Origin of the sequence: Georgenia sp. 311, from assembly GCF_006151955.1 — a bacterium.
Lineage (GTDB): Bacteria > Actinomycetota > Actinomycetes > Actinomycetales > Actinomycetaceae > Oceanitalea > Oceanitalea wutianyii.
The window spans coordinates 14224-34170 of sequence record NZ_VDFS01000002.1 but is presented as its reverse complement, the minus strand read 5'-3'; the positions used below and the strand labels follow the sequence as shown (position 1 = coordinate 34170).

Genomic DNA, 19947 nt, shown 5'->3' with positions numbered 1-19947 from the left:
GGGGGGGGGAGTGGGTGGTGCGGGTGCGTCAGGAGGCGCGCTGCTCGCAGCGGTGGTCGGCGTCGATGCGGAAGTTGCCGAGCGCGCCGCAGATCTCCAGGACGAACAGCTCACGGTCGTCGGCGCCGCGCAGCACGGCGGCGCCGCCGCGCTTGATCGCGGCGTCGGCCAGCGCGATGAGGAACGCGGCACCGGTGGAGTCGAGGAACGTCACCTCGCACATGTCGATGACGAGGAGCTGACGTCGCAGGCCACTCACCCGTGCGGTGACCTCGGGGAACTGCGCCCTCTCGGCGAGGTCGAGGTCCCCGGTGACGGTCACGGTCGTCGTGGTCGCTGACGCCGCGATCTCGATCATGCTGCTCCCTCTGACCGTCGGCTCTGTGGAGGCGCGCGACGGTCGGCCCGCTGTGGTGTCGACAACAAGAGTATGACCCGGCCGACCCCGATGCACACCGAACCGCCGTGAGGCGGACGACGTTCGGTAGCCTGAACCGGGGGTCGATCGACCCTGCCGTGAAGCGAGAGGATCGAACATGCCAGCCGTCGTCGTCGTCGGAGCCCAGTGGGGCGACGAGGGCAAGGGGAAGGCCACCGACCAGCTGAGCTCCGAGGTCGACTACGTCGTCAAGTTCAACGGCGGCAACAACGCGGGGCACACCGTCGTCGTCGGGGACGAGAAGTACGCCCTGCACCTGCTGCCCTCCGGCATCCTCACCCCGGGCTGCACCCCCGTCATCGGCAACGGTGTCGTCGTGGACCTCGAGGTGCTCTTCGCCGAGCTCGACGGGCTCTCCGCACGGGGCGTGGACGTCTCCCGCCTGCTCGTCTCCTCCTCCGCCCACGTCATCCCGTCCTACAACCGCACCCTCGACAAGGTCACCGAGCGCTTCCTCGGCAAGCGCCAGATCGGCACGACCGGCCGGGGCATCGGCCCGACGTACGCCGACAAGATGGCGCGTGTCGGCATCCGCATCCAGGACCTGTTCGACGAGGGCATCCTGCGGCAGAAGGTCGAGGGCGCCCTCGTCCAGAAGAACCAGCTCCTGGTCAAGGTCTACAACCGCCGGTCCGTCGAGGTCGACGAGATCACCGAGGAGCTGCTCGGGTTCGCCGAGCGGCTGCGCCCGATGGTCGCCGACACCTCCCTCGTGCTCAACCGCGCCCTCGACGAGGGCCGCACGGTCGTCTTCGAGGCGGGCCAGGCGGCCATGCTCGACGTCGACCACGGCACCTACCCGTTCGTCACCTCCTCCTCGGCGACGGCGGGTGGCGCGTGCACGGGCAGCGGCGTGGGCCCGACCCGCATCGACCGGGTCGTCGGCGTCGTCAAGGCCTACACCACCCGCGTGGGCGAAGGGCCGTTCCCGACCGAGCTGCACGACGAGTCCGGCGAGCGGCTGCGCTCGGTCGGCGGGGAGTACGGCACGACGACGGGACGCCCGCGCCGGTGCGGCTGGTACGACGCCGTCGTCGCCCGCTACGCGGCCCGGGTCAACGGGATGACCGACTTCGTCCTCACCAAGCTCGACGTCCTCACCGGCCTGGAGCGCATCCCGGTCTGCGTGGCCTACGAGGTCGACGGCCGCCGGATGGACGAGATGCCCCCGAACCAGAGCGACTTCCACCACGCCCGCCCGGTGTACGAGGAGCTCGAGGGCTGGAGCGAGGACATCGGCGGCGCCCGCGAGTTCGGCGACCTGCCGCCGGCCGCCCAGCGCTACGTCCTCGCGCTCGAGGAGATGTCCGGAGCCCGGATCTCCTCGGTCGGCGTCGGGCCGGACCGCGAGGCGACCGTCGTGCGCCACTCGCTGCTCGACTGAGAACCACCCGCCGGGAGCCCGACCGGCCCCGGACATGAAGAGGCCCCGCCGTGCGATGCACGGCGGGGCCTCCTCATGTGGTGCGGGTCAGCGCTGCTCGTCCTCGCTGCCGGGCTGGGCCGGCGGGGCGGGCGGCGGGGAGAAGGGCGAGCCCTCCGGGCGGTCGACCGGGGTGTCGGTGAGCGCCGTCGTCGCCGGGTCGGTCGCCGGGGGGTTCTGGTCACCGGGGTAACCGGGGCCCGGGTCCGCGGGGACCTGGTGCGAGGGCCCGAAGCCGCCCTGCGGCTGGGAGGCACCGGCCTGCGCGGGGAAGCCGGGGCCGGGCTCGTTCGGGACCTGGCCGGGCTGGCCCTGGCTGTACGGGGAGGCCGGGCCGCCGTAGGGCGCGGCGCCGGCAGCGGGACGGCTGCCGCGGCTCTTCTTGGTGATGAGGATGACGAGCGCGGCGATCGCGCCGAGCGCGACGACGCCGAGGACCACCCAGACCCAGGTGTCCACGCCGCCCGCGGAGGAGCCGGAGCCGGTCGCCTCGCCGGTCGCGGACCCGCCGGCGGTGAAGGCCTCGATGCCGCTCCACGTCACGGTGTTGCCGTCGATCTCGCCGTCGGCCTCGATGACCTCGCCGGGGAACGTCACGGAGATGCTCACCTCGGGCTCCATGCCCGCCGGCATGTCCTCCATGCTGCCGGTGTCCATGCCGGTCTCGTCACCCTCGAAGGTGAAGACGTAGGTGTCGTCGACCTTCTCGATGCTCATGCCGTCGCCGGTCATCGAGTCGATGGGGGCGCCGGTGGCGACCATGCGGCAGCCGAGGTTCCCGTCCTCGTCCTCGATCTCCTCGACGGTGAACTCGACGTCGGCGGGCGCGTCGGTGATCTCGGACTCGAGGTCGGCGCAGTCGAGGTCGTCGCGCGTGGCCATGCCGGAGAGGTCGGCGACCTCCATGCTGACGTCGAGGGTGTCGTCCTCGTTGATGGTCAGGCCCATGTCGAGCCGGAAGCATCCGGCCAGCACGAGCAGCAGAGGCAGGAGGACGAGGGCCGTGAGGCCACGTCGGGCGCGGCTCGGGCCGGTCATGCTGGCGTGAGTTGTCATACCGGAGACTTTATCGCCCGAGGCCTTCGGCGACTCTCGTAGACGAGGGGGACTTCTCCCCGTGCCCGTCTGGGTCCTGGACGCGCCACGGCGACGCGCTCGAGGTCGGTAGGGTGGTGTGACGTGAAGATCCTCGTCGTCGGCTCCGGTGCGCGCGAGCACGCCATCGCCCGTGCCCTCACGTCCGACCCCACGTCCCACGAGGTCCTCGTCGCCCCCGGGAACCCCGGGACGGCGCAGATCGCGACCAACCTGCCGGTCGACCCGCTCGACCCGGGCGCCGTCGCGGCGCTCGCCGTCGAGCAGGGCGCCGACCTCGTCGTCGTCGGGCCCGAGGCACCGCTCGTCGTCGGCGTCGCCGACGCGGTGCGGGCCGTCGGCATCCCGTGCTTCGGCCCGGGTGCCGAGGCCGCCCGCCTCGAGGGCTCCAAGGCCTTCGCCAAGGAGGTCATGGCCAGCGCCGGCGTCCCGACGGCGATGGCCTACGTGTGCACCACGCCCGAGGAGGTCGCGCGGGCGCTGGACGCCTTCGGTGCCCCGTACGTCGTCAAGGACGACGGCCTGGCTGCCGGCAAGGGCGTCGTCGTCACCGAGGACCTGGACGAGGCGATGGCCCACGCGCGCGCCTGCCTGTCGCGGTCCGTGACCCCCGGCGGGGACCGCCCTGCGGTCGTCGTCGAGGAGTTCCTCGACGGCCCGGAGGTCTCCCTCTTCTGCGTCTGCGACGGTGCCGACGCCGTGCCCCTCGCCCCGGCGCAGGACTTCAAGCGCCTCGGCGACGGCGACTCCGGCCCGAACACCGGCGGCATGGGCGCCTACAGCCCGCTGCCGTGGGCCCCGGAGGACCTCGTCGAGCAGGTGATGGAGCGCGTCGCGCGGCCGGTCGTCGCCGAGATGGCACGGCGCGGCACCCCGTTCGTCGGTGTCCTGTACGTGGGGCTCGCCCTCACCTCCCGGGGCCTGCGGGTCGTGGAGTTCAACGCCCGCTTCGGCGACCCGGAGACCCAGGTCGTCCTCGCCCGGCTCAAGTCCTCCCTCGCCCAGCTGCTCCACGCGGCTGCCACCGGGATCCTCGCCGACGTCCCGCCGCCGACGTGGCACGACAAGGCCGCCGTCACGGTCGTCCTCGCCTCCGCGGGCTACCCCGCGTCGAGCCGCTCCGGCGACGTCGTCGAGGGGATCGCCGCGGCAGAGGAGCTGCCCGGCGTCCACGTCCTGCAGGCCGGGACGGCCACCGACGACGAGGGCGCCCTCGTGAGCGCCGGCGGGCGGGTGCTGTCGGTCGTCGGTGTGGGAGCCGACCAGGAGGAGGCGCGGGAGCGCGCCTACGCCGGTGTCGCCCGGATCTCCCTCGCCGGGTCCCAGCACCGCACCGACATCGCCGCGGTCGCGCCGTGACGACCGCGCCGCAGCTGCCCGGCTGGGAGCACGTCTACTCGGGCAAGGTCCGCGACCTGTACCGGCCGGCGGCGCCCCACCCGGCCGGCGACGTCGTCCTCGTCGTCGCCTCGGACCGGATCAGTGCCTACGACCACGTCCTGCCGACGCTCATCCCCGGCAAGGGCGAGGTCCTCACCCGGCTGAGCCTGTGGTGGTTCGACCAGCTCGCCGACCTCGTCCCGGGCCACGTGGTCTCCCTCGACGTGCCGGCGGCCGTGGCGGGGCGGGCGATGGTCTGCCGCCGGCTGGAGATGTTCCCCGTCGAGTGCGTCGCCCGCGGCTACCTCACCGGCTCGGGCCTCGTGGAGTACCGCGAGAACCAGGCGGTCTGCGGGGTGAGCCTGCCCGCCGGCCTCGTCGAGGCCTCCCGGCTGCCCGAGCCGATCTTCACCCCGGCCCGCAAGGCCGAGCTCGGCGAGCACGACGAGAACGTCTCCTTCGACGTCGTCGCCGAGACCCTGGGCGCCGGGCGCGCCGCCGAGCTGCGCGACCTCACCCTGGGGATCTACGCCCGGGCGGCCGAGGTCGCGGCCCGCAGGGGCATCATCGTCGCGGACACCAAGCTCGAGTTCGGGCTCGGCCCCGACGGGCGGGTGGTGCTCGGCGACGAGGTCCTCACCCCGGACTCCTCGCGGTTCTGGCCGGCCGACGGCTACGCGCCGGGCCGCGTCCAGCCGAGCTTCGACAAGCAGTTCGTCCGCGACTGGCTCACCTCCCCGGAGGCGGGCTGGGACCGCACCTCCCCGCCGCCCCCGCTCCCGCGGGACGTCGTCGAGCGCACCGCCGACCGCTACCGGGAGGCGGCCGAGCGGCTCGTCGGCTGACCGCCTGTCCACCGTCCGCGCAGGACCGGGCACCACACCGCGTCGCGGGTAAGATCGGCCGCGGTCCGCATCCCCCGAGCAGGAGCAATCATGGGACGAATCGTCGTCGAGGTCATGCCGAAGCCCGAGATCCTCGACCCCCAGGGGAAGGCCGTCGCGGGGGCCCTGCCCCGGCTCGGCCTCACGGGGTTCACCTCGGTGCGGCAGGGCAAGCGCTTCGAGCTCGAGGTCGAGGGGGAGGTCGACGACGCCGCGCTCGAGCAGGCCCGCCGGGCCGCCGAGACGCTGCTGTCCAACCCGGTCATCGAGGACGTCGTCCGGGTGACCGCGGTCGACGGGGAGAGCTGATGCACCGCCTGGACGTCCCCGAGCGGCAGCCGCGCCCCGAGGGCGCCCGGATCGGTGTCGTGACCTTCCCCGGCTCCCTGGACGACCGCGACGCCCAGCGCGCCGTGCGTCTGGCCGGCGCCGAGCCCGTGCTCCTGTGGCACGGCGACGAGGACCTCAAGGGGGTCGACGCCGTCGTCCTGCCGGGTGGCTTCTCCTACGGCGACTACCTGCGCGCGGGGGCGATCGCCCGCTTCGCGCCGGTGATGTCCGCCGTCGTCGAGGGCGCCCAGCGCGGGCTGCCCGTCCTCGGCATCTGCAACGGCTTCCAGATCCTGTGCGAGGCACACCTGCTGCCCGGCGCGCTCATCCGCAACGACCACCAGCGGTTCGTCTGCCGCGACCAGCAGCTGCGCGTGGAGAACAACGACACCGCGTGGACCACCGGGTACACCGCCGGGCAGAGGATCACCATCCCGCTGAAGAACGGCGAGGGCGGCTTCGTCGCCGACGAGCGCACCCTGGACGAGCTCGAGGGCGAGGGCCGCGTCGTCTTCCGTTACGAGGGCATCAACCCCAACGGCTCGCTGCGCGACATCGCCGGCATCACCAACGCCGCCGGGAACGTCGTCGGGCTCATGCCGCACCCTGAGCACGCCGTCGAGCCGGGCTTCGGCCCCGACTCCGGTACCGGCACCGACGGCCTGGCGATCTTCGCCTCGGTCCTCGGCGTCCTCGTCGCGGTCTGACCCCTCCCCGTCACGACCCCTGACCGAGGACCTCCTCGAGCGGGGTGTGGTGCAGCCCGTGCGCCTCGGCCACGGGGCCGGAGACGAGCGCGCCGTCGTGGGTCGCCAGGCCCAGGGCCAGCGACCGGTCGGCGCGCATCGCCTCGCGCCACCCGCCGGCGAGCGCGAGGGCGTAGGGCACGGTGGCGTTGGTCAGCGCATACGTCGAGGTGTGGGACACCGCGCCGGGCATGTTGGCCACGCAGTAGAACAAGGTGTCGTGGACCCGGTAGGTGGGCTCGGAGTGCGTCGTCGGACGTGAGTCCTCGAAGCACCCGCCCTGGTCCACCGAGACGTCGACGACGACGGAGCCCGGCCTCATCCGCGCGACCTGCTCGTTGGTGACGAGCCGGGGCGTGCGCGCGCCCGGCAGGAGGACGGCCCCGATGACGAGGTCGGCCGCGGTGACGGCACGCTCGATCTCGTAGGCGTTGGACATGACGGTGCGGCAGCGGCCGCCGAAGAGCTGGTCGGCCAGGCGCAGCCGCTCGACGTCACGGTCGAGGAGGACGACGTCGGCGTGCATCCCCACGGCCATGGTGGCGGCGTTGAGCCCGGAGACCCCCGCCCCGATGACGACGACGCGAGCCGGGTAGACCCCGGGCACCCCGCCGAGGAGCACCCCGCGCCCGCCCTGGGCGCTCATCAGCGTGTGCGCCCCGACCTGCGGTGCGAGGCGCCCGGCGATCTCGCTCATCGGCGCGAGCAGGGGCAGGGTGCGGCCGGGCAGCTCGACCGTCTCGTAGGCGACGGCGGTCACCCGGCGGCGCAGGAGCTCCTCGGTGAGCGGCCGGTCGGCGGCGAGGTGGAGGTAGGTGAACAGGGTCTGCCCGGCACGGAGCCGCCCGTACTCCTCGGGAACCGGCTCCTTGACCTTGAGGACGAGCTCGCCGAAGTCCCAGACCTCGGCGGCGTCGGGCAGGACGGTGGCGCCGGCTGCCGCGAAGTCGGCGTCGGTGATCGACGCGGAGAGGCCCGCGGCGCGCTCGACGGCGACCTCGTGGCCGTGTCGGACGAGCTCGTCGACCCCCGGCGGCGTGATCGCGACCCGCCCCTCGGAGTCCATGACCTCTCGTGGTACCGCTACTCGCACGATGTTCTCCTTCCACGTTGTCCACAGTGCCTGTCCACAGGGTTGTGCACATACACACAGGAGTCGGTCGGAACCTGTGGACAGTCAGCGCCGGAGCCGGCGCTGCCACCACCGGTCCACCCGTTTCTGCGCCTCCCCCCTCCCGTCCCGCCGCGTGATCGACCACCACGACCCCAGCCGCACCGAGCTCGCGTCGGGCAGCCGCCAGCCCCGCCAGCGGGCAGCGATGCTCAGCCCCGCCCCCACGATGATCGCGACGAGCATCCCGACGGTGTTCTGACCCACGTCGGCCAGCCCGATCGCCGCCAGGCTCGCGAACACGGCCGACGTCGCGTAGAGGGTGTTCCCCCCGAAGATCGTCGGGACGTCGCCGACGACGACGTCGCGGATCATCCCGCCGCCCACCGCCGTCATCACCCCGAGGAGGACCGCGGGCAGCAGGCCGAGCCCCTCGGACAGCGCCTTCGTCGCCCCCGTCGCCGCCCAGCACCCGAGGACGAGCGCGTCCCCGACGACGTAGAGCCGGGTCCACCACCGTCCCCCCAGCGGCAGGAGGAAGGCGACGACGGCGCCGAGCAGCGCGGTGGCGAGGTAGAGCGGGTCGGTGAGCGCGACCGGCGGGCCGGCCTGGAGCATGATGTCGCGCAGCATGCCGCCGCCGAGCGCGGAGGTGATCGCGAGGATGGCGAAACCGACGAGGTCGAACCGCTTGCGGCGGGCGATGATCCCGCCGAGCACGCCGTTGAGCAGCACACCGACGAGGTCGATGAGCCGGAAGATGCCCGGCAACGCCTCGACCACGTGATCTGTCACGGCCACCCCCCGGCCTCGATCCTGGCCCTGCGCGGGTGCCGGGGCAAGAGCGCGGCCCGCCGGGGGCGCTGCCGGGTGTGTGCCAGGATGGGGGGACAACCGAACACGCCACCGAACCGCGGCGGGAGAGTCCCGCGCACAGCGGGCGCCGAAGGAGCAACCTCCCCGGGAATCTCTCAGGCCCCCAGACCGCCACGGCGAGGCTCCTCTGGAAAGCAGCCCGACGAGGGCTCACCCACGGTGCAAGCGGGCTCGCCCGCGGAAGCTCTCAGGTCCCACGACAGAGCGGGGAACGACCCCCGCTCAGTCGACCCCGGAGTTCCCATGGCCGTGTCCCAGGACGTCCTCGTGCCCACCACCGCTCAGGCGTCCGCCGTCCGAGCCGTGCCCCGGATGCGTCACCGGGCCGGGGTGCTCGCGATCCTCGCCTCGGCGACCGCGATGGGCCTCGCGGGAGTGTTCGGCCGGCTGTCCTCCCCGCCGGGCGCCGTCGTCGGCGAGGCGCTGACGCTCGGGCGGATGGCCGTGGGCGCGGTCGGGATGCTCGCGTTCCTCGCCGCGGGCCGGCGGCTCGGCGTCCTGCGGCGCACGCGGCTGTCGTGGTCGGTGGTCCTCGGCGGGGTCTTCCTCGGCCTCTCGCTCGCGACCTACCTCTCGGCGGCCGTCCTCACCGACCTCGGCCGGGCCGTCGCGCTGCACTACCTCGGCCCGCTCGTCGCCACCGTCCTCGCCCGCGTCCTGCTCAAGGAGCGCACCACGGGAGCCGAGCTCGTCTCGGTGCTCGTGAGCGCGGCAGGGATGGTGCTCGCCGCAGGGCTGCTCGAGACGGGCCCGCCGGCGGGTGACGCGCTGCGCGGCGACGTCCTCGCCGTCCTGTCCGGCGTTCTCTACGGTGCCGCGCTGCTCACCTACCGCTACCGCTCGGACATGCCCTCCGACGTCCGCAGCTTCTGGAACTTCGCCTTCGGCGCGCTCGCGACGGCGGGCATGGTCGCCCTCACCCGTCCCGACCTGTCCGGCATGACGGCGCAGCACTGGGCGTGGGCGGCCGGCTTCTTCCTCGTCTGCGGCCTGCTCGCGCTCGGCCTGCTCGTCGTCGCCGGGAAGAACCTGCGCGCCGTCGAGCTGTCCGCGCTGTCCTACTGGGAGGTCGTCGTCGCGCTCCTCCTCGGGACGGTCCTCTTCGGCGAGGCCGTCTCCCCGCTCGGCTGGGCCGGGGCCGTGCTCATCGGCATCGGCGCCGCGCTCGCGGTGGGCGCGGGCCACCGCCGGAGCATCCGGACGATCTCGTGACGTGGCCGGGGACGCCGCGCGAGCGGGGTCCCCGGCCCGGTGTCACACCCGGGGCGTGAGCGTCCCGGTGAGATGGACCTTGCCCGACCTCGGGTGGCGCCCGGTGTACCGGACGGACTCCCCGGAGGCGTCGACCGCCAGGGCCACCCGGCCCGGGAGCAGGACGGGCTTGGCGAACTCGACGTCCCACGTGAACGCGTCGCCACGGAAGCGGGCGAGCTGGGCCAGCGCGCGGGAGGCGGTGTACATCCCGTGGGCGATCGGCCGGGGGAAGCCGAAGGCCCTGGCCCCCAGCCGCGAGACGTGGATGGGGTTGCGGTCCCCGGAGACCTCCGCGTACCGCGTGCCCGTGGCCGCGCCCAGGGACCACAGGGCGATGACGTCGCCAGCCGACCCGGCCCGCTCCTCCGGGGAGGAGGCGGGGGAGTCGGCCACCGCGCCGGGCAGCCGCGTGCCGCGCGCGAGGTAGGTGGAGGTGCCCTCCCACACGAGCTCCTCCCCGGAGCGGACGTCGACGCGCAGGTCGACGAGCGTGCCCTTGCGGTGCGCCCGGGGGGACTGCGCCCACGCCCGCGCGCTCAGCTCCTCACCGAGGAGGACCGGGCGGTGCTGCTCGACGAGGTTGGCGGTGTGCACCATGCCGAGCACGGGGAGCGGGAAGTCGGGCCGCACCATGAGCGCCATCGCCAGCGGGAAGGCGAGGACGTGGACGTAGCCGGCGGGCAGCTCGTCCGTCCCGGCCTCGCCGAGCAGGTGCTGGTAGGCCGACAGCGTCGCGGGGTCGGCGCCGAGGCCGTCGGCGACGTAGGCCACCTCGGGCAGTCGGCCGGAGCCCTGGCGCCGGCTCAGCTGCGCCCGCGCGCTGGCGGCCAGCGCCTTCGTGTAGAGCGAGCCGAGGCTCGGGACGGTGTCGAGGCGGTGCTCGCGCATCACTGGCCCACCAGGTTCTGGCCGCACACCCGCAGCGTCTGACCGTTGACGCCCCCGGCCTGCGGCGAGGCGAGGAAGGCGATGGCCTCGGCGACGTCGACCGGTCGCCCGCCCTGCTGAAGCGAGTTCGCCCGGCGGGCGACCTCGCGCGGCACGGCCGGGATCCGGGCGGTCATGTCCGTCTCGATGAACCCGGGGGCGACGGCGTTGGCGGTGGCTCCGCTCCGCGCGACCACGGGCGCGAGCGCCCGCGTCATGCCGATGATGCCCGCCTTGGCCGTAGCGTAGTTCGTCTGGCCGCGGTTGCCGGCGATGCCCGACGTCGAGGCGAGGGAGATGATCCGCCCGCCCGTGCCGAGCTGGCCGGCGAACGTCTCGTTCATCCGCAGCGGGGCGAGGATGTTGACGGCGAGCAGGTCCTTCCACTTGTCCTCGGACATGTTCGCGAGCAGCTTGTCGCGCAGGATCCCGGCGTTGTGGACGACGACGTCGAGGCGGCCGTAGCGGTCGGCGACGTGCTCGAGGATCCGCTCGGCGGCGTCCGGGGCGGTGATGTCGAGCTGCAGGGCGCTGCCGCGCACCTCGTTCATCACCTGGCTCAGGGAGTCGCCCGCCGCGGGGACGTCGACCCCGACGACGCGCGCGCCGTCGCGGGCCAGGACGCGGACGACCGCCGCGCCGATCCCGCGGGCCGCGCCCGTGACGACGGCGACCGTCCCGGCGAGGGGACGGGTCCAGTCGGCCGGGACCTCGCCGTCGGCGGAGCCGACCTCGAGGAGCTGGCCGTCGACGAACGCCGAGCGGGCGGAGAGGAAGAAGCGCAGCGTGCCGAGCGCCGAGGGGGCGTCCAGGGGGACGCCGTCGGCCAGGACGATGCCGTTGGCGGTGGCTCCGGCGCGCAGCTCCTTGGCCAGCGAGCGGAGGAACCCGTCGACCCCGAGCCGCGCGGCGACGACGGCCGGCTCGGTCGCGTCGGCGGCGCGGCGCGAGACGGTGACGACGCGCGCCCCGGGCGCCAGGCGGCGCAGCACGCCGCCGAGGGCGAGGGCGGGCTCGCCCAGGTCGGCCGGGGAGGTCGCCCCGGTGAGGACGAGGACGACGGCGCCCCAGCGCTTGCCCTTGCCGAGCTCGTCGGGGTCGCGGCGCACGTCGAGCTCCCAGCCGAGGAGCGTCTCGGCGACGGTGTCGGACGCCGCCGTCGAGACGCCGTCGTCGAGCACGAGGACGGGGCCGGGGACGAGCGGCTGGTCGACCCGGGCGGCGTCGGTGCGCCGCAGCCGCGCCGGCTGGGGCAGACCGAGCTTCTTCGCGGCCGACCTGCCCCAGCCGCGGGACACGAGGTCGAGGTACTTGTCGCTCATCACGCCTCCAGGATCATCGCGGTGGCCTGCCCGCCGGCGGCGCACACGGAGATGAGGCCGCGGACGGGGGCGCCGGTCGCGGCCTTCTTCTCGGCGAGGAGCTTGGCGAGCGTGCCGACGATGCGTCCGCCGGTGGCCCCGAACGGGTGGCCGGCGGCGAGGGAGGAGCCGGTGACGTTGAGCCGCTCCAGCGCGACGGTGCCGAGCGGGCCGCGCCCGAGGCGCTCGCGGCAGAACTCGGCGTCGTTCCACGCCGCGAGGGTGGCGAGGACGGTGGCGGCGAACGCCTCGTGGATCTCGACGAAGTCGAAGTCCTCCAGGGCGAGCCCCTGGCGCTCGAGCAGCCGCGGGACGGCGTAGCAGCCGCCCATGAGCAGGCCCTCGGCGCCGCTGGTGAAGTCGACCGCGGCGGTCTGGGAGTCGACGACGCGGGCGAGGGTCGGCAGCCCGCGCTCACCGGCCCACTCCTCGGTGGCGAGCAGGACGGTGGAGGCGCCGTCGGACAGCGGCGTGGAGTTGCCGGCCGTCATCGTCGGGTTGTCGCTGCCCGGCGCGGTGAACGCGGTGCGGAGCTTGCCGAGCTTGTCCAGCGAGGTGTCCGGGCGGAGGAACTCGTCGCGCGTGATGCCCCGGTAGGGGGTGAGGAGGTCGTCGAAGAAGCCGCGGTCGTAGGCGGCGGCGAGGTTCTGGTGGGAGGCGAGGGCGAGGGCGTCCTGGGCCTCGCGGGTGATGCCCCACCGCTCGGTGGTGACGGCCTGGTGCTGGCCCATGCTCATCCCGGTGCGCGGCTCGGCGGTGTCCGGGGCCACCGGCGCGAGGTCGCGCGGGCGGATCGCGGAGATCGCCTTGAGCCGCTCGGGCAGGGTCTTGGCGCGGGAGGCGCGCAGGATCGCGGAGCGCAGCCGGTCGGAGACGACGATGGGGGCGTCGGAGGCGGAGTCGACGCCACCGGCGATGCCGGCCTCGGCCTGGCCGAGGGCGATCTTGTTGCTCACCCCGACGACGGCCTCGAGCCCGGTCGCGCACGCGCGCTGGACGTCGAAGGCGGGGGTGTGCGGGTCGAGGGAGGAGCCGAGGACGACCTCGCGGGCGAGGTTGAAGTCCCGGGAGTGCTTGAGGACGGCGCCGGCGCTCACGTCGTCCAGACGCTCCCCGGCCAGCCCGAAGCGGGCGACGAGACCCTCGAGGGCGGCGGTGAGCATGTCCTTGTTCGACGAGGAGGCGTACCGGCCGCCGGCGCGGGCGAACGGGATGCGGTTCGCGCCGACGACGACCGCCGGGCGGGGAGATGAGGTCACGTCGTTGTTCCTTCTCGTTGCGGGTGGGACCGAAGTCCCTTGTCCATCGTGAAACCGAGAGTACCTGATACTGTCGGTTTCGTGATGCCGAGCACACCCGATGATGGGGAGGACGTCCGCGTCGACGGGCGCGACGCGCGCTGGGCCGCCCACCGCAGCTCGCGGCGGGCCGAGCTCGTGCGCGCTGCGCGCCGCGCCGTGCACCACCGCGGCCCGGACCTGTCGATGGACGACCTCGCCGCCGAGATCGGCACCTCGAAGTCGATCATCTACCGCTACTTCACCGACAAGTCCGGCCTGCAGGGCGCCGTCGGGGACGCCGTCATCGACGAGCTGCGCGCCGCGCTCGGCGAGGTGAGCGAGCGCGTCACCCGCCCGCGCGACCGGATCGCCGCGATGGTCGACGTCTACCTCGGCATCGTCGAGTCCTCCGCCTCGGTCTACGCCTTCGTCACCCAGCCCGGGGCCGCCGCCACGGCCGGCGCCCTGCGCGGGTTCGTCGCGGAGATCGAGGACATCGTCGCCGAGGCGCTCCTGCCCGTGCTGCGCCACGGCGGCGCGCGCAGCGCCACCGACCAGGCGCTCGCCGCCCTGTGGGCGGCCGGCGTCGTCGGTCACGTCCGCAGCGTCGCCGAGCGCTGGATCGCCGCCCGCGCCGGCGCGGCGGCACCCGAGCCGCAGGGCGCGGCCGACCGCGGCACCGAGGACGAGATCGCCGCGATGGACCGCGCCGCCCTCGGCGCCCGCATCACCGACTGGCTCTGGACGGGGGCGGCCGGCGTCGCCCGCCGTGCCCGCACGACCACCACCCGACCCGACGACGCGATCGGAGACCACACATGACCGCCACCACCCCCGCCGAGGACGACGCCGTCGTCCGCGAGCGGTCCGCCCGCCCCCTCATGCCCGACGTCGACGCCCCCGTCGGCGCCGCCGTCGCGACCCCGCCCAGCGCGCCGGTGCTCGGCGTGAGCGCCGGCTCTCCCGACAGCGCCGAGGGGGAGCTCGACGTCCGCGCCGTCGCCGACCTCATCGACGGGCGCTGGCGCGAGCGGCGCCGCGCCAGCCGCGACCTCGCGCTCGACCCCGCGTTCCACCGGCTGCCCGACCAGTCGGTCGCCGAGCACCGTGCCCGCGTCCTCGAGCAGCTCCACCTGATCCTCGACCGCGGCGACGTGCTGCGCGGCTTCCCCCGCGAGGTCGGCGGCGGGGGAGACCCGGGCGGCAACCTCGCCGGGTTCGAGGAGCTCTTCCTCGGCGACCCGTCCATCCAGATCAAGGGCGGGGTGCAGTGGGGGCTGTTCGGCTCCGCCGTCCAGCACCTCGGCGTGCCCGAGCAGCACGCGCGCTGGCTCCCGGGGATCATGAGCCTGGAGGTGCCCGGCTGCTTCGCGATGACCGAGGTCGGCCACGGCTCGGACGTCGCCTCGATCGCGACGACCGCCACCTACGACCCGCAGACCGAGGAGTTCGTCCTCCACACCCCGTTCGCCGCGGCGAGGAAGGAGTACATCGGCAACGCGGCGCTGCACGGGCTGGCCGCCGTCGTCTTCGCCCAGCTCGTCACCAAGGGACGCAACCACGGAGTCCACGCCCTGTACGTGCCCCTCCGCGAGCGCGGCGAGGACGGCGAGCTGCGCTTCCTGCCCGGCATCGGTGGCCGCGACGACGGCCCCAAGGGCGGGCTCAACGGCATCGACAACGGCCAGCTGTGGTTCGACCACGTGCGCGTGCCGCGGGAGAACCTCCTGCGCCGCTACGGCGACGTCGCGCCCGACGGCACCTACTCCTCCCCGATCGCGAGCAAGGGCCGCCGCTTCTTCACCATGCTCGGCACCCTCGTCCAGGGCCGGGTGTCCCTCGGCGGTGCGGCCGTCGGGGTGAGCAAGGCCGCGCTGTCCATCGCAGTGCGCTACGGCGACGAGCGCCGCCAGTTCACCGGCGCCGACGAGAACCGCGAGGTCACGCTGCTGGACTACCAGCGCCACCAGCGCCGTCTCCTGCCGCTCGTCGCCCGCACGTACGCCGCCGGGTTCGCCCAGCTCGGCCTGCTCCAGCGCTTCCACGAGGTCTTCAGCGGCGAGCACGACGACGACGAGTCGCGCCAGGACCTCGAGACCCTCGCCGCCGCGCTCAAGCCGACGACGACGTGGCTCGCCATGGAGACGCTCCAGGAGAGCCGTGAGGCGTGCGGCGGGGCCGGGTTCATGGCCGAGAACCGACTCGTCACCTGGCGCCAGGACTTCGACGTCTACACGACCTTCGAGGGGGACAACAACGTCCTGCTCCAGCTCGTCGGCAAGCGGCTGCTCACCGACTACGGCAAGGCGATGGGCAAGATCGACGTCGCCGGCGCCGCCCGGTTCGTCGCCGCCCGCGCCGGGGACCTCGCGCTGCACCGCACCCCGCTGCGCCGCGCCGCGCAGTCCGTCGTCGACTCCGGGTCCGCCGCCCGCTCCGCCGGCCACCTGCGCGACCCCGACGTGCAGCGCGAGCTGCTCGAGGACCGCGTCGAGACGATGGTCGCCGCCATCGCCGGAGCCCTGCGCGAGGTCAAGGACGCCTCGCCGGAGGAGGCGACGGAGGTCTTCAACGCCCACCAGGACGAGCTCATCGCCACCGCGAAGGCGCACGCCGAGCTGCTCCTGTGGGAGGCGTTCACCGCCGCGCTGCCCACGGTGCCCGAGGGCACGACCCGCGAGGTGCTCACCTGGCTGCGCGACCTCTACGGCCTGGAGCGCATCGAGCGCAACCTCGCCTGGTACCTCATCAACGGGCGGCTCACCGCGCAGCGGGCCCGGGTGGTCACCGGCTACATCAACCGCCTCCTCACCCGGCTGCGGCCGCACGCCGTCGACCTCGTCGACGCGTTCGGCTACACCGACGCCCACCTGCGTGCCCCGATCGCCTCGGGCGCCGAGCGTGAGCGCCAGGAGGAGGCCGCGTCCCACCTGCGCCGCCGGCGTGCACTGCCCGAGCGGGTCGCCGCCGGCTGAGGACCCCGGCCCCGCGCGCCTCCCCCGGGCTGCGCCGCGCGGGGCCGGGCCCCACGCCCGCGGGCGTGGTCCGCCTGGTGGCACCGGTGAGGAGTGCCTCGCGCACGCGCGGTAGATTGTCGGCCGTGCTTCCCATCGCCCTCCCGCTGCGGGGTCCCCGTGTCCGAGACTGAGACGCGCCAGGCGGACACGGTCGCCAATGCCGCGGCGACGCCCGAGGTGTCCCTGCCCTACCGCGACCTCGGCCTCAAGGACGACGAGTACCAGCGCATCGTCGACATCCTCGGCCGCCGTCCCACCGCCGCCGAGCTCGCGATGTACTCCGTCATGTGGTCCGAGCACTGCTCGTACAAGTCCTCCAAGACGCACCTGCGCCAGTTCGGGGACAAGACCACCGACGCGATGCGCGAGAAGCTGCTCGTCGGCATCGGGGAGAACGCCGGCGTCGTCGACATCGGCGACGGCTGGGCGGTGACCTTCAAGGTCGAGTCGCACAACCACCCGAGCTTCGTCGAGCCGCACCAGGGTGCCGCGACCGGCGTCGGCGGCATCGTCCGCGACATCATCTCGATGGGCGCCCGGCCCGTGGCCGTCATGGACCAGCTGCGCTTCGGCGCCGTCGACCACCCGGACACCGCGCGCGTCGTCCACGGGGTCGTCTCCGGCATCAGCTCCTACGGCAACTGCCTCGGCCTGCCGAACATCGGCGGGGAGACCGAGTTCGACGCGTCCTACCAGAACAACCCGCTGGTCAACGCGCTGTGCGTGGGCGTCATGCGCCACGAGGACATCCACCTCGCCAACGCCTCCGGCGTCGGCAACAAGGTGGTCCTCTTCGGCGCCCGTACCGGCGGCGACGGCATCGGCGGCGCCTCCATCCTCGCCAGCGAGACCTTCGACGAGGGCGGCGTCACCAAGCGGCCCGCCGTCCAGGTCGGTGACCCCTTCATGGAGAAGGTGCTCATCGAGTGCTGCCTCGAGCTCTTCGCCGCGGGCGTCGTCGAGGGCATCCAGGACCTCGGAGCCGCCGGCATCTCCTGCGCCACCTCCGAGCTCGCCTCCAACGGCGACGGCGGCATGCACGTCCACCTCGAGAACGTCCTCCTGCGCGAGGAGCTCACCGCCGGTGAGATCCTCATGTCCGAGTCGCAGGAGCGGATGATGGCCGTCGTGCGGCCCGAGCGGCTCGAGGAGTTCCTCGCCGTCACCGGACGCTGGAACGTCGAGGCCGCCGTCATCGGCGAGGTCACCGACACCGGCCGCCTCGTCATCGACCACCACGGCGAGCGCATCGTCGACGTCGACCCCCGCACCGTCGCCCACGAGGGCCCGGTCTACGACCGCCCCTACGCGCGCCCCGCCTGGCAGGACGCGCTCAACGCCGACGCCGCCGAGCAGCTGCCCCGGCCGACGGCCCCGGAGGAGCTGCGCGAGCAGGTGCTGCGCCTCACCGCCTCGCCGAACCTCGCGAGCAAGTCCTGGGTCACCGACCAGTACGACCGCTACGTCCAGGGCAACACCGCCCTCGCCCAGCCCGACGACGCCGGCGTTGTCCGCGTCGACGAGGCGACCGGGCTCGGCGTGGCGATCAGCACCGACGCCAACGGCCGCTTCACCAAGCTCGACCCCTACACCGGGGCGCAGCAGGCGCTGGCCGAGGCCTACCGCAACGTCGCGACCGTCGGCGCCCAGCCGGCCGCCGTCACCGACTGCCTGAACTTCGGCTCCCCCGAGGACCCGGACGCCATGTGGCAGCTCGTCCAGGCGATCACCGGCCTGGCCGACGCGTGCGCCGAGCTCGGTGTCCCCGTCACCGGCGGCAACGTCTCCCTCTACAACGGCACCGGCTCCCCGGGCCGGGTCGACTCCTCGATCAACCCGACCCCCGTCGTCGGGGTCCTCGGGGTCATCGACGACGTCACCCGTGCCACCCGCTCCGGCTGGGGCGCCCCCGGACGCGCCGTCTACCTGCTCGGCACGACCGCCGAGGAGCTCTCCGGCTCCGCGTGGGCCGACGTCGTCCACGGCCACCTCGGCGGCCGCCCGCCGGCCGTCGACCTCGCCGCCGAGCGCCGCCTCGCCGCCGTGCTCGTCAACGCCTCGCGCGACCAGATCGTCGAGTCCGCCCACGACCTGTCGGCCGGCGGCCTCGCCCAGGCGCTCGTCGACTCCTGCCTGCGCTTCGGAGTCGGCGCGCGTGTCTCGCTCGCCGACCTGTGCGAGCGCGACGGGATCGACCTCGCGACGGCCCTCTTCTCCGAGAGTGGGGCCCGCGCGCTGGTCTCGGTGCCCCGCAGTCAGGAGGTCCACCTCCAGGACCTGTGCACCGCCCGCGGAGTCCCGTTGCTGCGGATCGGGACGACCGACGACACCGGCCCCGAGTCGGTCGAGGGCCGCCCGGTGCTCGACATCGACGGTGTCGCAACCTTCCCGCTCACCGAGCTCCGGGAGGCCGCCACGGCGACCCTCCCCGCCCACTTCGGCTGAGCCCACCGCCATGCCCACCGGGCCGGGCACGCCTGACGACTAAGGAGTTCACCGATGGAAGAGCAGCTCGAGCACGCCTACGAGGAGGTCCTGCGCCGCAACCCCGGCGAGGCCGAGTTCCACCAGGCCGTCCGCGAGGTCTTCGACTCCCTCGGGCCGGTCCTGCGCAAGAACCCCCGCTACGTCGACGCCGCCGTCCTCGAGCGTCTCTGCGAGCCCGAGCGCCAGATCATCTTCCGCGTGCCGTGGACCGACGACGCCGGCCGGGTGCGCATCAACCGCGGCTTCCGTGTGGAGTACAACTCCGCGCTCGGCCCGTACAAGGGCGGCCTGCGGTTCCACCCCTCGGTGTACCTCGGCATCGTCAAGTTCCTCGGCTTCGAGCAGATCTTCAAGAACTCGCTGTCCGGCCTGCCCATCGGCGGTGCCAAGGGTGGCTCGGACTTCGACCCGCGCGGGCGCTCGACGCAGGAGATCATGCGGTTCTGCCAGTCCTTCATGACCGAGCTCTACCGCCACCTCGGGGAGTACACCGACGTGCCCGCCGGCGACATCGGCGTCGGCCAGCGCGAGATCGGGTACCTCTTCGGGCAGTACAAGCGCATCACCAACCGCTACGAGTCCGGCGTCCTCACCGGCAAGGGCATCAGCTGGGGCGGGTCGCTCGTGCGGACCGAGGCCACCGGCTACGGCACGGTGATGTTCGCCCGGGAGATGCTCGCGACCAGGGGCCAGGACTTCGACGGCCGCCGCGTCACCGTCTCCGGCTCCGGCAACGTCGCGATCTACGCGATCGAGAAGGCGCAGCAGTTCGGCGCGAAGGTCGTCGCGTTCTCCGACTCCTCCGGCTACGTCGTCGACGAGCAGGGCGTGGACCTCGACCTGCTCAAGCGGGTCAAGTTCGAGGACCGCGGGCGCGCCCGCGACTACGTCGAGGCGCGCAGCGGCTCCCGCCTCGTCACCGGCTCCTCCATCTGGGAGGTGCCGGCCGACGTCGCGCTGCCGTGCGCCACGCAGAACGAGCTCGACGGTGACGACGCCCGCGCCCTGCTGAAGAACGGCGTCGTCGCGGTCGCCGAGGGTGCGAACATGCCCACGACCCCCGAGGCGCTGCGCGTCTTCCAGGAGGCCGGCGTGCTCTTCGGCCCCGGCAAGGCCGCCAACGCCGGTGGTGTGGCGACGTCCGCGCTCGAGATGCAGCAGAACGCCAGCCGCGACTCGTGGAGCTTCGAGTACACCGAGGCCCGCCTGCAGGACATCATGCGCTCGATCCACGACCGCTGCGCCGCCACCGCCGAGGAGTACGGCCGCCCGGGCGACTACGTCGTCGGCGCGAACGTCGCCGGCTTCATCAAGGTGGCCGACGCGATGCTCGCCCA

General features: G+C 73.7%; 17 protein-coding genes and 1 riboswitch. Of the genes, 10 read left to right on the top strand and 7 right to left on the bottom strand.

Annotated features, from left to right (window positions below; translation table 11 throughout):
- Nucleotides 1-28: 28 nt before the first annotated feature.
- On the bottom strand, nt 29-358 hold the full coding sequence (locus FHE66_RS00280; protein ID WP_139070996.1) for an STAS domain-containing protein: 330 nt from the start codon (nt 356-358) through the stop codon (nt 29-31).
- Between the two features lie 178 nt (nt 359-536).
- On the opposite strand from FHE66_RS00280, the gene FHE66_RS00275 reads away from it, so the two are divergent.
- The gene (locus FHE66_RS00275) at nt 537-1823 is read left to right on the top strand and encodes an adenylosuccinate synthase (protein WP_139070994.1); all 1287 of its coding nucleotides are present in this window, start codon (nt 537-539) and stop codon (nt 1821-1823) included.
- 87 nt (nt 1824-1910) lie between these two features.
- On the opposite strand, the gene FHE66_RS00270 is transcribed toward FHE66_RS00275, so the two are convergent.
- The gene (locus FHE66_RS00270; RefSeq protein ID WP_139070993.1) at nt 1911-2918 is read right to left on the bottom strand and encodes a hypothetical protein; all 1008 of its coding nucleotides are present in this window, start codon (nt 2916-2918) and stop codon (nt 1911-1913) included.
- A gap of 123 nt (nt 2919-3041) precedes the next feature.
- Here FHE66_RS00270 and purD point away from each other — a divergent pair, with 123 nt between their 5' ends.
- The 4 genes from purD (at nt 3042) to purQ (ending at nt 6258) form a co-directional block, all read left to right on the top strand.
- Entirely contained in the window at nt 3042-4316 is a 1275-nt protein-coding gene (purD, locus tag FHE66_RS00265; RefSeq protein ID WP_139070992.1) for a phosphoribosylamine--glycine ligase, read from the top strand.
- A complete protein-coding gene (locus tag FHE66_RS00260) occupies nt 4313-5182 on the top strand; it encodes a phosphoribosylaminoimidazolesuccinocarboxamide synthase (protein ID WP_139070991.1) in 870 nt (289 codons plus the stop codon). Before purD ends, FHE66_RS00260 begins: the two co-directional genes overlap by 4 nt.
- A 90-nt stretch (nt 5183-5272) precedes the next feature.
- Complete coding sequence (gene purS / locus FHE66_RS00255; protein WP_139070989.1) at nt 5273-5530, top strand: phosphoribosylformylglycinamidine synthase subunit PurS; 258 nt, start codon at nt 5273-5275, stop codon at nt 5528-5530.
- Complete coding sequence (purQ, locus tag FHE66_RS00250; protein WP_139070988.1) at nt 5530-6258, top strand: phosphoribosylformylglycinamidine synthase subunit PurQ; 729 nt, start codon at nt 5530-5532, stop codon at nt 6256-6258. Before purS ends, purQ begins: the two co-directional genes overlap by 1 nt.
- Before the next feature lie 10 nt (nt 6259-6268).
- Here the strand turns inward: purQ and ald are convergent, their stop codons facing one another.
- On the bottom strand, nt 6269-7390 hold the full coding sequence (gene ald, locus FHE66_RS00245; RefSeq protein ID WP_139070987.1) for an alanine dehydrogenase: 1122 nt from the start codon (nt 7388-7390) through the stop codon (nt 6269-6271).
- 84 nt (nt 7391-7474) lie between these two features.
- Nucleotides 7475-8203 carry a trimeric intracellular cation channel family protein gene (locus FHE66_RS00240; protein WP_139070986.1) on the bottom strand — a complete coding sequence of 243 codons (729 nt, stop codon included), beginning with the start codon at nt 8201-8203 and terminating at the stop codon, nt 7475-7477.
- Between the two features lie 112 nt (nt 8204-8315).
- A riboswitch (glycine riboswitch) is annotated at nt 8316-8405 on the top strand.
- Between the two features lie 122 nt (nt 8406-8527).
- Here FHE66_RS00240 and FHE66_RS00235 point away from each other — a divergent pair.
- On the top strand, nt 8528-9496 hold the full coding sequence (locus FHE66_RS00235) for a DMT family transporter (protein ID WP_139070983.1): 969 nt from the start codon (nt 8528-8530) through the stop codon (nt 9494-9496).
- A gap of 42 nt (nt 9497-9538) precedes the next feature.
- On the opposite strand, the gene FHE66_RS00230 is transcribed toward FHE66_RS00235, so the two are convergent.
- From FHE66_RS00230 to FHE66_RS00220, 3 genes are read right to left on the bottom strand one after another with little or no spacing between them, the layout of a single operon-like run.
- A complete protein-coding gene (locus FHE66_RS00230; protein ID WP_139070982.1) occupies nt 9539-10426 on the bottom strand; it encodes a MaoC/PaaZ C-terminal domain-containing protein in 888 nt (295 codons plus the stop codon).
- Entirely contained in the window at nt 10426-11787 is a 1362-nt protein-coding gene (locus tag FHE66_RS00225) for a 3-oxoacyl-ACP reductase (RefSeq protein ID WP_139070981.1), read from the bottom strand. The genes FHE66_RS00230 and FHE66_RS00225 overlap by 1 nt, the downstream gene beginning before the upstream one ends.
- Nucleotides 11787-13085 carry an acetyl-CoA C-acetyltransferase gene (locus tag FHE66_RS00220; protein WP_255303548.1) on the bottom strand — a complete coding sequence of 433 codons (1299 nt, stop codon included), beginning with the start codon at nt 13083-13085 and terminating at the stop codon, nt 11787-11789. Before FHE66_RS00220 ends, FHE66_RS00225 begins: the two co-directional genes overlap by 1 nt.
- An 84-nt stretch (nt 13086-13169) precedes the next feature.
- Between FHE66_RS00220 and FHE66_RS00215 the strand changes: the two genes are divergently transcribed.
- The 4 genes from FHE66_RS00215 to gdhA form a co-directional block, all read left to right on the top strand.
- Nucleotides 13170-13928 (top strand): TetR/AcrR family transcriptional regulator, encoded by a 759-nt coding sequence (locus FHE66_RS00215; RefSeq protein ID WP_139070980.1) that lies wholly within the window; start codon nt 13170-13172, stop codon nt 13926-13928.
- The gene (locus FHE66_RS00210; RefSeq protein ID WP_255303547.1) at nt 13925-16081 is read left to right on the top strand and encodes an acyl-CoA dehydrogenase; all 2157 of its coding nucleotides are present in this window, start codon (nt 13925-13927) and stop codon (nt 16079-16081) included. Before FHE66_RS00215 ends, FHE66_RS00210 begins: the two co-directional genes overlap by 4 nt.
- 159 nt (nt 16082-16240) lie before the next feature.
- Nucleotides 16241-18568 (top strand): phosphoribosylformylglycinamidine synthase subunit PurL, encoded by a 2328-nt coding sequence (gene purL / locus FHE66_RS00205; RefSeq protein ID WP_139070979.1) that lies wholly within the window; start codon nt 16241-16243, stop codon nt 18566-18568.
- Between the two features lie 54 nt (nt 18569-18622).
- On the top strand, nt 18623-19947 hold a 1325-nt coding region (gene gdhA, locus FHE66_RS15245), incomplete at its 3' end, for an NADP-specific glutamate dehydrogenase (protein WP_176554587.1).